This window comes from Pseudoalteromonas aurantia 208 (genome assembly GCF_014858725.1).
GTDB classification, from domain to species: domain Bacteria; phylum Pseudomonadota; class Gammaproteobacteria; order Enterobacterales; family Alteromonadaceae; genus Pseudoalteromonas; species Pseudoalteromonas aurantia.
Genome location: NZ_AQGV01000013.1, coordinates 79,127 through 96,210, shown reverse-complemented (window position 1 = coordinate 96,210; position 17,084 = coordinate 79,127). Strand labels below are relative to the sequence as shown.

Genomic DNA, 17,084 nt, shown 5'->3' with positions numbered 1-17,084 from the left:
AACACTATATCATCCGGTGAACGTGGCTACCTGCCGCTGGTCCGTAATATACGATATATCGTCTATTAACGATGGAGTCTGTTTCAAGGCTTACCGCATGTCCTAGTTTAGTCCATTAAAAGATACTTCCAGTATTACTCCTAACCACTTCCTGTGATTGGTCCCTTTTAGCCACAGCATCCTGCTGTTTGTCCATGTTGTGTTATATCCTATAACGTTTCCTTAAAGCCACAGCGTCTTGCTGTTTGTCCCTTTCCTTATAAATAGTTGCTACATCCAGTAGCATGTTCCTTAAAGCCACAGCGTCCTGCTGTTTGTCCCTTTTCCTTTAATGTTTGCTACATCCTATAGCGTTTCCATAAACCACAGCATCCAGCTGTTTGTCCCTTTCCTTATAAATAGTTGCTACATCCTATAGCGTTTCCATAAACCACAGCATCTGGCTGTTTGTCCCTTTTCCTTTAATGTTTGCTACATCCTATAGCGTTTCCATAAACCACAGCATCTGGCTGTTTGTCCATTTTCCCTGTAATATTTGCTACATTCTATAGCGTTTCCATAAACCACAGCATCCGGCTGTTTGTCCATTTTCCCTGTAATATTTGCTACATCCTATAGCGTTTTCATAAACCACAGCATCCGGCTGTTTGTCCCTTTTCCCTGTAATGTTTGCTACATCCTATAGCGTTTCCATAAACCACAGCATCCGGCTGTTTGTCCTTGGTAATTGCATCCCGCAATTTTAAATAAGCTACACTCAGTGTGGTCTTATTTATTTCTTAGTCACCATCTCCTTGACTACGAGATATATTATAGAGAGTTTTGGTGGGTACAAAACCAGTGGAAATGCTTTTAATTATTCTAGAAAAACTAAAAGTTAAACTTAATTTGTTTTAAAACAATTATTTAAATTAATTTTGGTGTTATTTTCAGCAAAGGGATCATTGATCTCCACATAAGAAGTAAGATATTTCTCACAAGCAACTTCTGATTTGGTGATACAGTTATTTGCAACAACATAAAGCTAGTTTTATTCAGAGGGTGTTTTTTAGCACCATAAGAGATATTATTAGCTGATAATAATTATTGTTTTTATCTGGAGGCTTTAATGAAAAAAGCATTAGCGATTGTTCTTACATCTTTAAGTTGTTTACCGGCATTGGCAGCAGGCGAAGTTAATATCTACTCTTTTCGTCAGCCGTTTTTAATCCAACCGATATTAGATGACTTCACCAAACAGACAGGTATAAAAACTAACGTTGTTTTCGCTAAAAAAGGGCTTATTGAGCGTGTTAAGCGAGAAGGAAAGCATAGTCGGGCTGATTTAGTCCTAACTTCTAATTTTAGTGCATTAATGCAATTAGAAGATATGAATTTAACGCAAAAGATAAGTAGTGATGTGGTTAATCGTAATATTCCGGTTGCTTTCCGGGACCCTGAAGGTGAATGGGTAGCACTTACTAAACGGGTACGTAACGTTTACTCATCAAAGGAACGAACAGGTAAGCTTTCAGCCTTAGGATATGAAGATTTAGCTTCAGCAACTTACAAAGGAAAAATTTGTATGCGCTCGGGTAAGCACCCATATAATTTGGGATTGATTGCATCGATGATTGCGCATCATGGTGAAGCGGATACGAAACAGTGGCTTAAAGGTGTAAAGAGTAATTTAGCTCGAAAACCACAAGGTAATGACCGTGCTCAAGTCAAAGCGGTAAAAGAAGGTTTGTGTGACATTGCTCTAGGTAACAGCTATTACTTTGGAAAAATGCTGCAAGATAGCAAACAAAAAGCATGGGCTGATTCAGTGTATATTAATTTCCCCAATCAAAAAGACCGTGGTGCCCATTTGAATGTTTCAGGTGTGGTAATGACCAAATATGCTAAAAATCCAGAAAATGCCTTGAAACTTATAGAGTTTATGACCGACAATAAAGCACAGAATATGTATGCGTCAATGAATATGGAATACCCAGTAAAATCTGGAGTAGCATTGTCGAATTTGGTGGCATCATGGGGCACGTTTAAGGAAGACGCATTACCATTGTCTGAAATTAGTAAATATCGTCCATTAGCACTGAAGCTGATCGATGAGGTTAAATTTGATCTTTAATGCAAGTACCGTTTTCTCTGTCTAAATGGCAGATATTTGCGTGGCTGATAGGCATTTGTTTATCTGCCCCGCTCGCTTTTTTAATCTTTGAATCTTTGCAAGGAGATTCAGAGGTATTCTCCCATCTATGGAATACCGTTCTTTGGGACTACACCTCTAATACTATTTTACTTATCCTTGGTGTTATTTCACTCAGTTGTTTGATTGCTTTGCCTTTAGGCTGGCTTAGCGCATATTGCCAGTTTCCTGGTCGAAAAGTATTTGAGTGGGCATTAATGCTGCCTCTGGCAATGCCGACTTATATAATTGCCTATATTTATACTGATTTATTGGATTATGCTGGGCCCGTTCAGGTGGCGCTGCGAGATTGGTTTGGTTGGCAATCACCAAATGATTACTGGTTTTTTGATATTCGTACATTGCCAGGTGCCATCATAATGATCGCTTTGGTGCTCTATCCTTATTTATATTTAATATTTAAAACCGCGCTCAGAGAGCAATCATTTAAATTGGTTCAGGCAAGTCAGCTGATGGGAATGAGCCCTCGTCAGAGCTTTTTTAAGGTGAGCCTTCCGTTAGCTCGGGGAGCAATTGTTGCTGCACTTGCTTTGATAAGTATGGAGACAATGGCTGATTTTGCGACGGTACATTATTTTGCTGTAAGTACGCTCACAACCGCAGTTTATGATACGTGGCTTGGCTATTACTCACTCACTGCAGCGGCAAAAATATCAGGAATTATGCTGTTATTTTTGTTTGTGTCACTGATGTTAGAACGACTAAGTCGTAAAAATGATACGGTGCATGAACGCCAAGCATCTGTTAACGATACAGCGTTATATGTGCTTAAAGGTAAAACAGCGTGGGCCGCTTCTGCGTATTGCATCTTTATATTACTGGTTGCTTTTGTGTTGCCAGTGGGTATTTTGTGTGGCTATGCAATTGATTATTTTGACGAGGCTTGGAATAGCCAATTCTTTTTATATGCTTGGCAGAGCTTGAAAGTGTCTTTGTGGGTCAGTGTTATTGCGATATTCTTTAGCGTTCTCGTGGTTTTTTACCAACGTATAGGTAGTGAAAGAACTAAATCCATTCCTGGGCGCTTCGCAAGTACGGGATATGCTCTGCCTGGTACGGTATTGGCGATTGCTGTTTTGCTGCCTTTAACTTTGCTGGATACGGCACTTAATGACTGGTTTTCGCAAACTAGTTTTGAACCTGGTTTATTGTTAAGCGGTAGTATTTTTGCGATGATTTTCGCATATGTCGTGCGATTCTATGCGATTGCACATGGCGCAGTTGAAGCCAGTTATGTGCGGATCAGCCCGTCGCTAGATATGGCCAGCCAAAGCATGGGGAAGGGGTTTTTACAAACCTTAACCTTGATTCACTTTCCGTTATTACGCAGAGGCATTCTCACGGCAGCTTTATTGGTTTTCATTGAATGTATGAAAGAGCTCCCCGCAGCGTTATTGTTACGACCTTTTAATTTTGAAACTCTGGCGACACATGTATTTCAGTATGTGAGTGATGAGCAGTTAGAACTTGCGTCAGTATCAGCCTTGTTTATTGTTTTAGTTGGGCTAATTCCGCTATATTTTGTTAATCGATCTATGGAGCAACACAACTAATGAGTAGTTTGCTATTACAAAATTTGTCGTATCAGTATGACGGTCAATCAGTTATTAAAGCGCTTAATTTAGCCGTCGAACAAAATGAAATAGTCTGCTTGTTAGGGGCTAGTGGTTGTGGGAAAACAACAACTTTGAAAGCCATTGCGGGGCTTATTCAACCGCAGCATGGATCGGTTGTGATTAATGGCCAGTGTATGAGTGATGAGCGCCACTTTGTCGCGCCTCAGCACAGAAATATAGGGATGATGTTCCAAGATTATGCGTTGTTTCCTCATTTAACGGTTGCGCAGAATATTGCGTTTGGTCTAAATAAGCTTGATAAACCAGAGCGCTTAAAGCGCGTTGATGAAATGTTGGAGTTAGTGCACTTAAATAATTTTAAGTCACGTTATCCTCATGAGCTTTCGGGGGGGCAACAGCAACGTGTTGCGATTGCAAGAGCGTTGGCGTACCGTCCAAACTTATTATTGCTAGATGAGCCGTTTTCCAATATAGATGCGCAGGTTCGATATCAGCTTATTAATGACATTCGAGCGATTATTAAAGATCAGCAAGTCTCAGCTATATTTGTCAGTCACTCAAAAGATGAGGCATTTGCATTTTCGGATAAGTTAGCGATTATGCATGAAGGTCAAATCGCGCAATTAGGGTGTGCGAAAACTTTGTTCCAACAGCCCAGTAATAAAGTTGTAGCTGAGTTTTTAGGTCAAGGAATTTATTTAAAAGCGACTCGTTATAACGGTGCCGGTGTTAGCACTGATTTTGGTGACGTGAGCTCAATGGTTCCTTTGTTGCAATCTCAGCAGCAAGGACAAATTTATGTGCGACCACAGCACTTAGAGTTGGTTAATGACCCAAATGGGCAAGTGCGAGTTGAACAACAGCGCTTTGTGGGCACTGAATATGTTTATCGGGTACGTTTTGAACAGCAACAGTTAGAGGTTCCTGCGCCCACAGACAAAACAATTAATACTGATTTACCTGTCTCTTTTAAAATTAAAGCACATGCGGTAAATTTCTTTTCTGAGCAAGAGCTGAATTAAGTAAGGAAAAAAGCATGGCGCAAGCGCAATCAGGAGTCTGTGCTGAAGCAAACCTCCATGGTTTACATTTGTTTTTTAATGTACTAGATGGGCATGATGAGGCTGTGCGTGCTACATTGGCACATTGTGAACGATTACAAAATGAACTGAGTGACCGTTTCTCGGAGTCGATGGTGAGTAGCTTTGTGGCCATTGGAGCACAATATTGGCCGCATATTTATCCTGAGTATATTCCTCCTGAATTAAAAAGCTTTCCTCATGTAAGCAGTGCTGAACACTTAATGCATAGCCAGCCTTTTGATTTAATGTACGTGATCCGTTCAGATAGAGAAGATGTTAATCACCTTTTTGCACAAAGCGTATTGCACATGCTTGCACCTAGTGTTGAGCTAGTGGCGAATGTTAGAGGCTTTCGGTTTTTAGATGGCCGAGACTTTAACGGCTTTATTTATGGTGGAAATGCACCTCATGGGCGCTTTAAACGTCAAGTAGCTTTAGTCGATAACCCGCAGCATGATGATAATCAAGGAAGTTATGTGCATGTTCAACGAGTGAAGTTTGACATTGACACATGGCAAATATTAACACTTGATGAGCAGGAACAAGTGATGGGCCGAACGCGCTTAGATAACACCCTGATTTCTCCTCAAAAAGAAAATAGTCATGCAACTTTAGCGGAGTTAGTAAACGAAGACGGTTTAGCGACCTTACTTGATCAAAGCATGCCGTTTGGGGATGTATTTGAGCAAGGTAGTTTGTGGGTGAGTTGTTCGGCACATGGCCAAGCTTTTGAAGATGTTCTAATGTCTCGTTTAGGCACTCCAGATAAATATGACCTATGGTTGGATTATAATCAGGCAGATATGGGGGCGGCATTTTTTGCACCATCGGTCCAATTTCTTAGTACGATGGCACAAAGTTGTGAAGAGTGATTTTTAGGCCGACCTAAACGTTGTCAAATAACGTTTTTACTCGCTCAAGCGTTGCATCAATTTCTGAGATTTGGGCTGGGGCTATAAATATGGTGTCATCACCGGCAATTGTGCCGAGTACGCCATCTGCAGTTCCTAACGAATCAAGTAATCGGGCAATAAGTTGTGCGGCGCCGGGGCTAGTTCGAATAATTATCATCATTTCATTATGGATAATATCAATGACCAATTGGCGCAGTGGGCTTTTGGCTGTCGGCACTCCCATCTCAGCAGGCAAACAATAGACCATTTCTTGTTTTGCATTACGGGTTCGTACCGCACCGAATTTACTGAGCATGCGTGACACCTTGCTCTGACTCACATTGTCAAAGCCTTGGTCTTTTAAAGCGTCAACAATTTCTCCTTGTGAACCAAAGTTTTCTTCTTTGAGTAAAGCTTTAAACGCTTTAACCAGCGCTTCTTGTTTTTCTTGAGGCTGCATAACGATCCATAATTCAAATGGTGATGTTGGGATTCTACACAAAACTACGTTGTGACCCAAATTTTACTGTGCTGATATTCAGGTTCTGTCACAGGCGTAAAGCGCCAGTGCTGTTAGCTTTACAACTATAGTCGAAAAAATCATGAAAATAACTCGGATTAATTTGTTTTTACCTGCGCTTTTCATTATCTTTACTGCATTCTTGGGTATGTTTGTCTTTTTTAGCTGAGTTTGCAGTAACTAATATGGGTTTATTATGCTGTTGAGTACACATAGAACGTAAATTTGTGTATGAAAGTTGATTATAATTCATGTGAAATGGTTACTTTTAATTGTCATGTTAGCGCTTTTGTTGTGTATTCAATGTCACCTAATGGTGTTGGGGTTTACGCATTATGTATCTGATTGCTGAGATGGTATTTAAACTTAGATTTTAATTGAGGGACGCACCCTAAATTTACCTTCAATTTATGGAGTATTCACATGAAAGTTGCTGTATTGGGTGCCGCTGGCGGTATTGGTCAAGCTTTATCACTTTTACTTAAAAACGGTTTACCTGCAGGTTCTGAATTATCTTTATACGACGTTGCACCGGTAGTACCAGGTGTTGCTGTTGACCTTTCTCATATCCCAACGGCAGTTAAAGTAGCTGGTTTTGGTGCGGATGACCTAGACGCTGCACTTGCTGGTGCTGATATTGTATTGATCCCAGCTGGCATGCCTCGTAAACCAGGTATGGACCGTGCTGATTTATTCAACGTAAACGCAGGTATTATTAAAACACTTGCTGAAGGTATTGTACGTAGCTGCCCTAAAGCGCTAGTGGGTGTTATCACTAACCCAGTAAATGGTACTGTGCCAATTGTTGCTGAAGTATTCAAAAAAGCGGGTACTTATGAAGCATCTCGCGTATTTGGTGTTACAACATTAGATGTCATTCGTTCGGAAGCATTTATTGCTGAATTGAAAGGTGTTGATGTATCTGAAGTGAAAGTACCAGTTATTGGTGGCCATTCAGGCACTACCATTTTACCACTTCTTTCACAAGTTGAAGGCGTTTCATTCACTGATGAAGAAGTTGCAGCACTTACACCTCGTATCCAGAATGCAGGTACTGAAGTGGTAAATGCAAAAGCAGGTGGCGGTTCAGCGACACTTTCAATGGGCGCAGCTGCAGCACGTTTCTGCTTCTCACTTGTTAAAGGCTTACAGGGTCAAGATGTTGTAGATTACGCGTATGTTGCCGTTGAAAATGGCGACGCACCCTATTTTGCGCACCCTGTACGTTTAGGTAAAAACGGTGTAGAAGAAATTCTGTCTTACGGTGAGTTAAGTGCATTTGAACAAAAAGCAAAAGAAGATATGCTTGCAACACTTAACAAAGACATCCAAGAAGGTGTTGATTTCATGTCTTAATAGACGATGAAATTAAAAAAGCCGCGTACGTCGCGGCTTTTTTGTGTCCAAATTAGACGTTGACCATACCATTAAGTCAGTACTTTTATCGCTTTACTTATACCGTCTAATGTTAATGGGTACATACGGTTGTGCATTAGTTCAGCAATGATATCTATTGACTGGTAATAGGGCCAGTGCGTTGTGGGTTGTGGATTTAACCAAGCAACTTTTTCAAAATGCTGAGTGAGGCGTTGAAGCCACACACTACCAGCTTCATGGTTCCAATGCTCTACGCTACCACCAGAATATGTGATCTCATAGGGCCCCATAGTGGCATCACCCACAAAAATAAGTCGATAGTCTTTACCGAAGCGGTTGATAAGCTGATATGTGTCAAGCGACTCGCTATCGCGTCTTTGGTTATCTTGCCAAACTTGTTCATAAACACAATTGTGAAAATAAAAAAACTCCAAATGCTTAAATTCACTGTGTGCAGCACCAAATAGCTGTTCGCATAAATGAATGTATTCATCCATTGAACCACCAATATCAAACAGCATAATGACATTAATGGCATTATGTCGTTCAGGGACCATTTTGACATCGAGCATACCGCCTTGTTTTGCCGTTGCAGCTATCGTTTCATTAAGATCCAATTGCTCGCTGGCACCACTTTTTGCAAACTTTCTGAGCTTTTTCAGTGCAAGTTTCATGGTTCGGCTGGTCATTTCAGTGCTAGCGTCTAAATTGCGATATTGACGCTTATCCCACACTTTAACGGCTTGGCGCTGTCGGTTCCCTTCTTGGCCAATTCGGATCCCTTCAGGGTTATAGCCATACGCGCCAAACGGAGATGTGCCACCAGTGCCAACCCATTTATTGCCACCTGCATGGCGTTCTTTTTGCTCGGCTAATCGTTGTTTTAGCGTTTCTAATAACTTATCTAATCCACCGAGCGCATCTAATTGTTGTTTTTCTTCATCGGATAAGCTTTTTTCGAATTCTTTTCGTAACCAGTCATGGGGGAGTTCATTGCTAGTCTGTAATTGCGATAATAAGTCGATAGATTCAAGACCTTGAAAGTAATCGGCAAAAGCGCGGTCAAATTTGTCAAACTGGGTTTCATCTTTAACAAAAATAATTTTACTGAGGTCGTAAAATGCATCGATGTCAGCAAACGCTAAACCTTTGTTTAGTGCGTTGATACAGTCAAGCAGTTCTCGAGGACTGACTTTTAAGCCGTAGCGTTTTAATGTAAAGAAAAATTCGATAAGCATCAGTTAACGCTTACTTATAAAGGCCAGCTTCTCAATTAAGCTCACATCTTGTTCATTCTTAAGCAAGGCCCCAAATAATGGCATTAAACCACCTTGATGCTGTTTATCATGTAAGGTTGTACTCTCGATATCTTCAGCCATTAGCAACTTTAGCCAATCTAATAATTCACTGGTACTTGGTTTTTTCTTAAGCCCTGGCACATCCCTGAGTTTAAAAAAGCTTTCTAATGCTTGTTGTACCAAGTTAGCTTTGATATTAGGGTAATGAACATCAATGATTTTTTGCATCTGCTGGGTGGAAGGGAAGTCGATATAGTGAAAGAAACAGCGTCGCAAAAAAGCATCAGGGAGCTCTTTCTCATTATTCGATGTAATAATGACTATCGGGCGGACTTTTGCTTTAACACGTTCACCTGTTTCATAAACATGAAACTCCATTTTATCGAGCTCCAATAGTAAATCGTTGGGAAACTCGATATCAGCTTTGTCAATCTCATCAATGAGCAGCACCGGACGCGAAGGATCCGTGAAGGCTTGCCATAATTTACCTTTTACAATGTAATTATTAATATCATGCACACGTTGTTCACCGAGTTGACTGTCTCTTAGTCGAGATACTGCATCGTATTCATACAGCCCTTGTTGTGCTTTTGTGGTTGATTTGATATGCCATTGAATGAGGTTGGTATTGAGGCTTTTTGCAAGTTCTTCTGCGAGTAGTGTTTTACCCGTGCCTGGCTCTCCTTTAATTAAAAGCGGCTTTTCTAATATAATTGCAGCATTTACTGCTTGTTTTAATGCACTACTAGCAATGTAATTGTTTGTACCTTGGAAGTTCACTTTATACCTAACGACTGGTCTGAGGAGAATGAGTTATCTTGCCATAAAAAGGTGACCTGCCGCTAGGGGTTATGAAGTATCTTATTTATCACCAAGGTATTTAAAGCGTGGAATTTCAACGCCATCACATGTGACGTTTTCAACAAACATCGTAAAAGGACGAACCCAAAAATCGAAATCACCATAGAGGGTTTGATAGACGACCATTTTTTCTTGTGTTTCACTGTGAGTTGCTATGTGGAAGACACGATATTGCTGACCTTTGTAATGCTGATAAATACCGGGTTTTAGTGTTTGCTTCATTGTTCGTTCCGTTTAGTGTGCGGTATACTGCGCGTTAATATTTGCCAGACTGGGCTGTTGTATGAATTATATTGCGCTTGATGAGTTTAGAAAAGCATGGGTTTTTAAACATCAAGATTTACCGATCTCAGATCAAGATCTTGCGGCGATTAAGCCAATGACGAAAGCGCGAGCGGCAGTATTGTGGAGTACCATGATAAGCCGAGATCAAGATCACCCTGATTTTTTTAATCCATCTGAGTGGGTAGGAAAAGAGGATAGCTGGTCTGAAAATGTTGATTGGGAAAAGCCTTGGGAAGCCGGTGAGGAATCGCTTCCTGACGTAATTACATCGCATTTGGGGTGGGAAGCCAATACCACTGTATATTTTTGTATGTCACGTGAACAAGTTATCGAGACAAATTTTGCAGTTTTTCAGCGTTGTTGGCAAAACTTCATGTTTTTATGTGACGGCAGCTTATTGGTTGGTAAAAAACGAACCGGCGTCGTGCAATTTATGGAAAATGGTGAAGCTCGGCTTGGAGAAAAGCCGAAAGGCTAGCTTGCTTTAATCTGCCATGCTATAACTTTCACAGTGACTGGGAGGTAGCGTGGGCGAACAGTATATAGCAATGTCAAACGAGCAAAGTAGTTTATGGCATGACGAACGTGAGCGATTACAATTTGCTGAGTTAGTTAATGTATTTTATGCACGTGAAATTCCAGCTTTGACAGAAAATGCAACTGCTGAGCAGTTGCCGCGGGCTTTATTAAGTTTACCTTACTATGTTGAGCGTGCAGCGCGAGATATAGTGCAAGGAAGTGTGCCCTTGCAATTAGACAGTCAAAATGGCACTTGGTTAAGTCCGCAAAAAGCGCAACCTAAATGGCAAATGGACGTGTGTAAACACTATTTTGCCCGCCATGGGACGGTCGGGTTAGTTGTGCCTGTGATGCTATCTCACAAGGGATTGACACGTATTGTCATAGACACCATAGATCAAGTAAGAGACAATATGATTCATTGCAATCAACATGGATGGTTTGATTGTTCAGGACAAAGTCAGAAGGGAGTTTCTACAATCATGTTTAAACCGGCAAAAGCCTTAATGGTTGCGGCATGCTGTGGGCATCAGTGGCAATACAGTAAAGCAATTGGACCTAGAGTGTTGAGCTTAAGAGAAATGTTGTTAGCCAGTATGATTAACTGGAAAAATGTCAGAATAATAAAAAAACGCTCACGTTAATCTCGTAATATGCACAATAAACAGTAGGAACTAAACAATGCGCTTATTTCAGTTTGCTTTAATTTGTTTAGCGGCCTTTATTCAATATCAGCTTTGGTTTGGCCATAATGGATTACAGGATTACACTAGATTGAAAAGTGCAGTAGATGCACATCAAAATCTGAATGAAAAGCTATTAAAACGCAATAAGCTATTAAAAGCTGATATTGAAGATTTAAAACTTGGCCTAGAGGGCGTTGAAGAGCGTGCTCGACATGAGTTAGGTATGATAAAACCCAATGAAACATTCATCAGAGTTCTTCCGAAAAAAACACCATGAATAAACTTCCTAAAATAGCCATCGTCGTTCCCGCTGCGGGGGTGGGCAGTCGAATGCAACTATCTCATCCAAAACAATATTTAAAGATTGAAGATAAAACAGTATTGGAGCACACCTTAAATAAAATGATGAGGGTACCTAATGTCTGCGTTATTGCTGTTGCGGTGAGTGATAGCGATACAGTTTTTGATAAACTTGCTTTTTGTAGTGAGAAGTTAATTAGAACCTCAGGTGGCAAAGAGCGTGCAGAGTCGGTGCTCAATGCGCTTGATGCATTACTAGAATACAAACCTGATTGGGTATTAGTCCATGATGCAGCTCGTCCACTAGTTGATGTTACTGATATTGAAAACTTAATTTCACACTGCTTAGAGGCGCAACAAGGTGGTATTTTAGCTGCTAAAGTAAAGGATACGATAAAACGGGGTAGTAGTCATAGCTCTGGTACAGTGCCAAGAGATGATTTATGGCAAGCATTAACGCCACAAATGTTTCCGTTTATGACGTTACGTTCAGCATTGAGTTGTGCGTTACAACAAGGCGTGGCGATCACCGATGAGGCGTCGGCAATGGAGTGGCAACAGCAGCCCGTTCAATTAATTCCTGGACGAACAGATAATATAAAAATAACGACGCCGGAAGATTATGACTTGGCATGTTTTCTGATTTCAAAACAGCATAAGAGAGTGTGAAATGATAAGAATTGGTCATGGATTTGATGTACATAAATTCGGTGGAGAAGGTCCATTGATGATTTGTGGTGAGAAAATTCCCTTTGAACATGGCTTTATTGCGCACTCAGATGGTGATGTGGCTGTGCATGCCTTATGCGATGCATTGCTTGGCGCTTTAGCACTTGGCGACATTGGTAAGCATTTTCCTGACACAGCGGCAGAATTTGAAAACATAGACAGTCGAGTTTTGCTGCGACAAGTGATGAAGCAAGTCAAAGACAAAGGTTACCAAGTAAGCAACTGTGATGTAACTATAGTCGCTCAAGCACCAAAAATGCGACCCCATATTGATGCAATGCGTGCAAACTTGGCTGTCGATTGTAGTGTCAGTATTGATCAGGTCAATGTTAAAGCCACGACCACTGAAAAGTTGGGTTTCGAAGGGCGAAAAGAAGGTATTTCAGCGCATGCTGTTGTACTGGTGATGAAGCGATGAAAAATTTGAATTACTTGTATGGTAAACCTCAGTCGTCGGCGGATTACAAATCGTGCGCTGAAGATTTTGTTGTTGATGAATTGCTGGGTATTGAGCTGTCGGGTGAAGGTGAACACGTATGTTTGCATGTTATAAAAAAAGGTGAAAATACGCAATACATTGCGAAGATGCTGGCAAAGTTTGCAGGGGTCGCACCAAGAGATGTGAGTTATGCGGGGTTGAAAGACAGGCATGGCGTGTGTAGTCAATGGTTTAGCGTGCCAGTACCCATTAAACAACATCTCGACTTTACCGAGCTAAACAGTGATAGTGTGTTTGTTATTAAACAAATCAGACACAATCGCAAATTACGTACAGGGTGTCATTCAGGTAATAAATTTGAGATCACTTTACGTAATGTCAGTGCGCCATTAGATATTCTTTCTCGTATTAATGCTGTACGGCAAGGGGTACCAAATTATTTTGGAGAGCAACGTTTTGGTCATGATGGGCATAATTTGCAAATGGCTGAGCGGATGTTTGCGGGAGAGCGCATTCGAGATAAAAAGTTACGTGGTATTATTATATCCGCGGCGAGATCACATATATTTAATGAGATTGTTAGCAAACGCGTTGCTGAACATGGATTGGCTAAGACATGGCATCAAGAAGTATTCATGCTCAGTGGCAGTAATGCATTCTTTGAAGAAAATATCAGTGATGACACGATTGAACGCTTAACCAGTGGGGATATCTTATTGTCAGCACCGCTAGTTGGCAAAGGAGATAAAGGGTTAACTGAGCAAGAGCGAAACTGGTTAGTGCCTTTTAGTGCTTGGCAAGCGGGCTTAGCTGAATTAGGGTTAAAGAACGAAAGGCGCGCATTGAGATTAATTCCAAAACACTTACAGGTGAAAACAGTCGATGATACAACGATAAAGTTGACCTTTAGTTTACCAAAAGGGACTTTTGCAACGGCCTTGCTAAGAGAGTTAGTGATACATAGAGATGCATCGAAAGATAACTTAATGGATAGTAACCAAGATGAGAATATTACTCAGTAACGATGATGGGGTTGATGCAAAAGGCATTGCGGTTTTATATCGAGCATTGTGTGAAATTGCTGAAGTAATTGTGATTGCGCCAGATAGAAATTGTAGTGGGGCTAGCCATTCTTTGACATTGATGAACCCATTACGAGTTTCCACTTTAGATAATGGATTTTTATCAGTAAATGGCACACCCGCGGACTGCGTGCATATCGGTGTTAGCGAGTTAATGGCTGACTTACCAGATCTTGTTGTCGCGGGTATAAATAAAGGTGCTAACTTAGGTGATGATACATTGTATTCAGGGACTGTTGCAGCCGCAATAGAAGGTCGCCATATGGGACTACCAGCTATTGCTGTGTCACTATGTTCTAAATATGAAAATCATTATGATACCGCTGCTCAGATCACGATAGACATTATTAAACAATTACAGTCACACCCGTTGCCCAAAGATCAAATAATCAATATCAATGTGCCAGATATTCCGCTAGATGAATTGAAAGGGGTAAAGGTGTGTCGGCTTGGCAAACGTCACAAAGCGGAAACAATGACAAAACAAACTGATCCTTGGGGTAGAGAGGTATTTTGGTATGGTACATTGGGTCATGAAAGTGATGCAGGTCTAGGCACGGACTTTCATGCCATTAATCAAGGTTATGCGGCTGTAACGCCGTTAAAAGTAGACATGACAGCTCATGAGAGTCTTGATGCAATGGCTTGTTGGTTAAAGAGATAGGGGATAGGGTGCTAAATAATTATGTGCGTAGTGCAAGTGCTTTAATTGAGCAAATTAGGGCACAAGGAGTAACCGACCGAAAAGTCTTGTCTGTATTGGAAAATACGCCAAGACATGTATTTGTGGATGATGTATTAAAGCATAAATCATATGAGAATACCGCGTTGCCAATAGGTCAGGGGCAAACTATTTCTCAGCCATTTATTGTCGCGAAAATGACGGAGATCTTAAGGCAGGTGGGGGTATCGGGTAAGGTGTTAGAAATCGGCACTGGATCTGGTTATCAAACCGCGATTTTGGCACAATTATTTGACGATGTTTTTACTGTCGAGCGGATAAAGAGTTTACAATGGCAAGCCAAACGCCGTTTACATCAGCTCGATTTATATAATGTTGCAATGAAACATGGGGATGGATGGCAAGGCTGGTCATCGAAAGCGCCTTTTTCAGGGATTATTGTTACCGCAGCAGCGAAATCAGTGCCACAATCATTGTTACATCAATTACAAGACGGAGGCGCATTAATTGTTCCGTTAGGTGAGCAAGAGCAGATTTTGACGTTGTTTGTTCGTCAAGGTGAGCAATTTATTGAACACCCTTTAGCTCCTGTAAAGTTTGTCCCTTTAGTTGCTGGTGATATCATCTGAGTTTAGCCTTATTTTTTATATTAAATATTACAAATAGATGAAGTAAATATTATGGCAAAAAATCAAAGATGATTAAAATAAACATACAGATACTATTTTTAGTCATCTTATTTTTGAGTGCTTGCTCTACGAACCATAAACCTGCGCCTGTTACTAATCTATCATCAGGTAAGACCTCTTCGAAGCATAAAATTCACATTAAAAATAATCAGTATAAAGTACGAAAAGGTGACACCTTATTTTCTATTGCTTTTAGTGCAAATAAAGATGTACGTGCTGTCGCTAAAATTAATAATATAACCCCACCCTATTTGATTTATCCGGGGCAGAAAATCTACCTAGAGAATTCTAAAAATAAAAATAAAAAGGTTAAAAAACACGCAGTAAAAGTCGTTAACTCTAAAATAAATATACAAAAAAGTAACAAACAACAGAAAAAAGAACTTGATAAGCCAAAACAACGGGAGTATGTTCAAAAAGAACAGAAAAGCAGTGTCAAAGTGCCTAAGCAGATGATTTCTAAAAAGGTACAGTGGCGAAAGCCTGTTATTGGCAAAGTAATTAAGCGTTTTTCTGTTAAGGAAAATGGTTATAAAGGATTACTAATTGCTAATAAACATGGAACACCTGTAAGAGCCGCCGCAGCGGGCACTGTGGTTTATGCGGGCAGTGCATTAAGGGGTTATGGTAACTTAATCATATTAAAACATAATGATGATTACCTAAGCGCTTATGCACATAACTCGAAATTATGGGTCAAAGAGCAACAAACAGTTAAAGTTGGACAAAGAATTGCCGACATAGGTAATACAGATGCCACTGAAACTGCACTACGCTTTGAGATCCGTTATAGAGGGCAAGCTGTAAACCCACTTAGGTTTTTACCTAAGGATTAAGACACTGACAGACAGTATGATGATTTTATACCATTCATTCGCTTGGGAGGATGCATATGGCTCAAACTGCAAATGTTAAGACCAAAAAAACGGACGATTTTGAAGAAAAAAATGAGGATGTCACTTTAACAAACTCTAAAACTGAACTTTTAGAGAACATTGAAGAAGAAGATATTTTCGCGAAAGATGAAACAGTAAAAAACTTAGATGCAACTCAGTTATATTTAGGTGAAATTGGTTTCTCACCGCTGCTTAGTGCTGAAGAAGAAGTGTATTTTGCACGTAAAGCTTTGAAAGGCTGTGAAGCGTCTCGAAAAAGAATGATTGAAAGTAATTTGCGTTTAGTTGTAAAAATAGCGCGCAGATATAACAATCGTGGCTTAGCGTTACTGGACCTCATCGAAGAAGGTAATTTGGGTCTTATTCGTGCAGTTGAGAAGTTTGATCCAGAACGAGGCTTTCGCTTTTCTACGTACGCCACATGGTGGATCCGTCAAACCATTGAACGTGCGATAATGAACCAAACTCGTACCATTCGCTTGCCTATCCATGTTGTGAAAGAGCTTAATGTATATTTGCGTACGGCGAGAGAGTTAACACAAAAGCTAGACCATGAGCCAACAGCCGAAGAGATAGCCGAGTGCTTAGACAGGCCAGTTGAAGATGTCACAAAAATGTTGCGCTTGAATGAGAAAATCACCTCAGTTGATACACCAATTGGTGGTGAAAATGACAAAGCGTTATTAGATATTATTGCAGATGAAAAGGGCCATGGCCCAGAAAATGAAGTACAAAGCAATGATATTAATAAGCATATTGTTGATTGGCTTGGTGAATTGAATCCTAAGCAGCGTGAGGTGCTTGCAAGACGTTTTGGGCTTTTAGGATATGAACCGTCTACGCTTGAAGATGTTGGGCGTGAAATTGGTTTAACACGTGAACGTGTTCGCCAGATCCAGGTAGAAGCATTACGGCGCTTGAAAGATATACTACAGCATGAAGGTTTGAGTACAGATAGCTTATTTGAGCAATTGTAAG

The 17,084-nt window shown here is 40.5% G+C and carries 19 protein-coding genes; 15 read left to right on the top strand and 4 right to left on the bottom strand.

The genetic code is table 11. The annotated features are described in order from the left end of the window. The first annotated feature begins 1,108 nt into the window (after positions 1-1,108). Genes PAUR_RS15565 through PAUR_RS15550 form a run of 4 tightly spaced genes read left to right on the top strand, consistent with a single transcriptional unit; the run spans position 1,109 to position 5,722 of the window. Positions 1,109-2,113, top strand: coding sequence for a Fe(3+) ABC transporter substrate-binding protein (locus tag PAUR_RS15565; RefSeq protein WP_192508678.1), 1,005 nt, complete (start codon positions 1,109-1,111; stop codon positions 2,111-2,113). Further along, a complete protein-coding gene (locus PAUR_RS15560; protein ID WP_192508677.1) occupies positions 2,113-3,744 on the top strand; it encodes an ABC transporter permease in 1,632 nt (543 codons plus the stop codon). Before PAUR_RS15565 ends, PAUR_RS15560 begins: the two co-directional genes overlap by 1 nt. Continuing rightward, positions 3,744-4,790: an ABC transporter ATP-binding protein gene (locus tag PAUR_RS15555; RefSeq protein WP_192508676.1), complete on the top strand. Its 1,047-nt coding sequence runs from the start codon at positions 3,744-3,746 to the stop codon at positions 4,788-4,790. Before PAUR_RS15560 ends, PAUR_RS15555 begins: the two co-directional genes overlap by 1 nt. A gap of 14 nt (positions 4,791-4,804) precedes the next feature. Further along, positions 4,805-5,722 carry a Dyp-type peroxidase gene (locus PAUR_RS15550; protein WP_192508675.1) on the top strand — a complete coding sequence of 306 codons (918 nt, stop codon included), beginning with the start codon at positions 4,805-4,807 and terminating at the stop codon, positions 5,720-5,722. Between the two features lie 13 nt (positions 5,723-5,735). On the opposite strand, the gene argR is transcribed toward PAUR_RS15550, so the two are convergent. Beyond that, on the bottom strand, positions 5,736-6,203 hold the full coding sequence (argR, locus tag PAUR_RS15545; RefSeq protein ID WP_192508674.1) for a transcriptional regulator ArgR: 468 nt from the start codon (positions 6,201-6,203) through the stop codon (positions 5,736-5,738). A gap of 483 nt (positions 6,204-6,686) precedes the next feature. On the opposite strand from argR, the gene mdh reads away from it, so the two are divergent. Further along, a complete protein-coding gene (gene mdh, locus PAUR_RS15540; RefSeq protein ID WP_192508673.1) occupies positions 6,687-7,619 on the top strand; it encodes a malate dehydrogenase in 933 nt (310 codons plus the stop codon). A gap of 71 nt (positions 7,620-7,690) precedes the next feature. Here the strand turns inward: mdh and PAUR_RS15535 are convergent, their stop codons facing one another. The 3 genes from PAUR_RS15535 to PAUR_RS15525 form a co-directional block, all read right to left on the bottom strand. Further along, positions 7,691-8,878, bottom strand: a complete 1,188-nt coding sequence (locus PAUR_RS15535) for a vWA domain-containing protein (protein WP_192508672.1) — start codon at positions 8,876-8,878, stop codon at positions 7,691-7,693. 3 nt (positions 8,879-8,881) lie between these two features. Continuing rightward, positions 8,882-9,718: an AAA family ATPase gene (locus PAUR_RS15530; protein ID WP_192508671.1), complete on the bottom strand. Its 837-nt coding sequence runs from the start codon at positions 9,716-9,718 to the stop codon at positions 8,882-8,884. Between the two features lie 81 nt (positions 9,719-9,799). Next, positions 9,800-10,021, bottom strand: coding sequence for a DUF1653 domain-containing protein (locus tag PAUR_RS15525; protein WP_192508670.1), 222 nt, complete (start codon positions 10,019-10,021; stop codon positions 9,800-9,802). A 61-nt stretch (positions 10,022-10,082) separates the two neighbouring features. On the opposite strand from PAUR_RS15525, the gene PAUR_RS15520 reads away from it, so the two are divergent. From PAUR_RS15520 to rpoS, 10 genes are all read left to right on the top strand, one after another. Next, positions 10,083-10,562 (top strand): DUF2947 domain-containing protein, encoded by a 480-nt coding sequence (locus PAUR_RS15520; RefSeq protein ID WP_192508669.1) that lies wholly within the window; start codon positions 10,083-10,085, stop codon positions 10,560-10,562. A 49-nt stretch (positions 10,563-10,611) separates the two neighbouring features. Continuing rightward, on the top strand, positions 10,612-11,247 hold the full coding sequence (locus tag PAUR_RS15515; RefSeq protein ID WP_318782621.1) for a hypothetical protein: 636 nt from the start codon (positions 10,612-10,614) through the stop codon (positions 11,245-11,247). 37 nt (positions 11,248-11,284) lie between these two features. After that, entirely contained in the window at positions 11,285-11,566 is a 282-nt protein-coding gene (gene ftsB / locus PAUR_RS15510) for a cell division protein FtsB (RefSeq protein WP_192508668.1), read from the top strand. After that, positions 11,563-12,258 carry a 2-C-methyl-D-erythritol 4-phosphate cytidylyltransferase gene (ispD, locus tag PAUR_RS15505; protein ID WP_192508667.1) on the top strand — a complete coding sequence of 232 codons (696 nt, stop codon included), beginning with the start codon at positions 11,563-11,565 and terminating at the stop codon, positions 12,256-12,258. Before ftsB ends, ispD begins: the two co-directional genes overlap by 4 nt. A 1-nt stretch (position 12,259) precedes the next feature. Beyond that, complete coding sequence (gene ispF / locus PAUR_RS15500) at positions 12,260-12,736, top strand: 2-C-methyl-D-erythritol 2,4-cyclodiphosphate synthase (protein WP_192508666.1); 477 nt, start codon at positions 12,260-12,262, stop codon at positions 12,734-12,736. Then, positions 12,733-13,779: a tRNA pseudouridine(13) synthase TruD gene (truD, locus tag PAUR_RS15495; RefSeq protein WP_192508665.1), complete on the top strand. Its 1,047-nt coding sequence runs from the start codon at positions 12,733-12,735 to the stop codon at positions 13,777-13,779. The genes ispF and truD overlap by 4 nt, the downstream gene beginning before the upstream one ends. Beyond that, positions 13,760-14,503, top strand: a complete 744-nt coding sequence (gene surE, locus PAUR_RS15490) for a 5'/3'-nucleotidase SurE (protein WP_192508664.1) — start codon at positions 13,760-13,762, stop codon at positions 14,501-14,503. Before truD ends, surE begins: the two co-directional genes overlap by 20 nt. An 8-nt stretch (positions 14,504-14,511) precedes the next feature. After that, positions 14,512-15,150, top strand: coding sequence for a protein-L-isoaspartate(D-aspartate) O-methyltransferase (locus tag PAUR_RS15485; protein ID WP_192508663.1), 639 nt, complete (start codon positions 14,512-14,514; stop codon positions 15,148-15,150). 77 nt (positions 15,151-15,227) lie between these two features. Then, positions 15,228-16,046 (top strand): peptidoglycan DD-metalloendopeptidase family protein, encoded by an 819-nt coding sequence (locus tag PAUR_RS15480; protein WP_192508966.1) that lies wholly within the window; start codon positions 15,228-15,230, stop codon positions 16,044-16,046. A 56-nt stretch (positions 16,047-16,102) separates the two neighbouring features. Then, on the top strand, positions 16,103-17,083 hold the full coding sequence (gene rpoS / locus PAUR_RS15475; protein WP_192508662.1) for an RNA polymerase sigma factor RpoS: 981 nt from the start codon (positions 16,103-16,105) through the stop codon (positions 17,081-17,083). The last annotated feature ends 1 nt before the right edge of the window (position 17,084 follow it).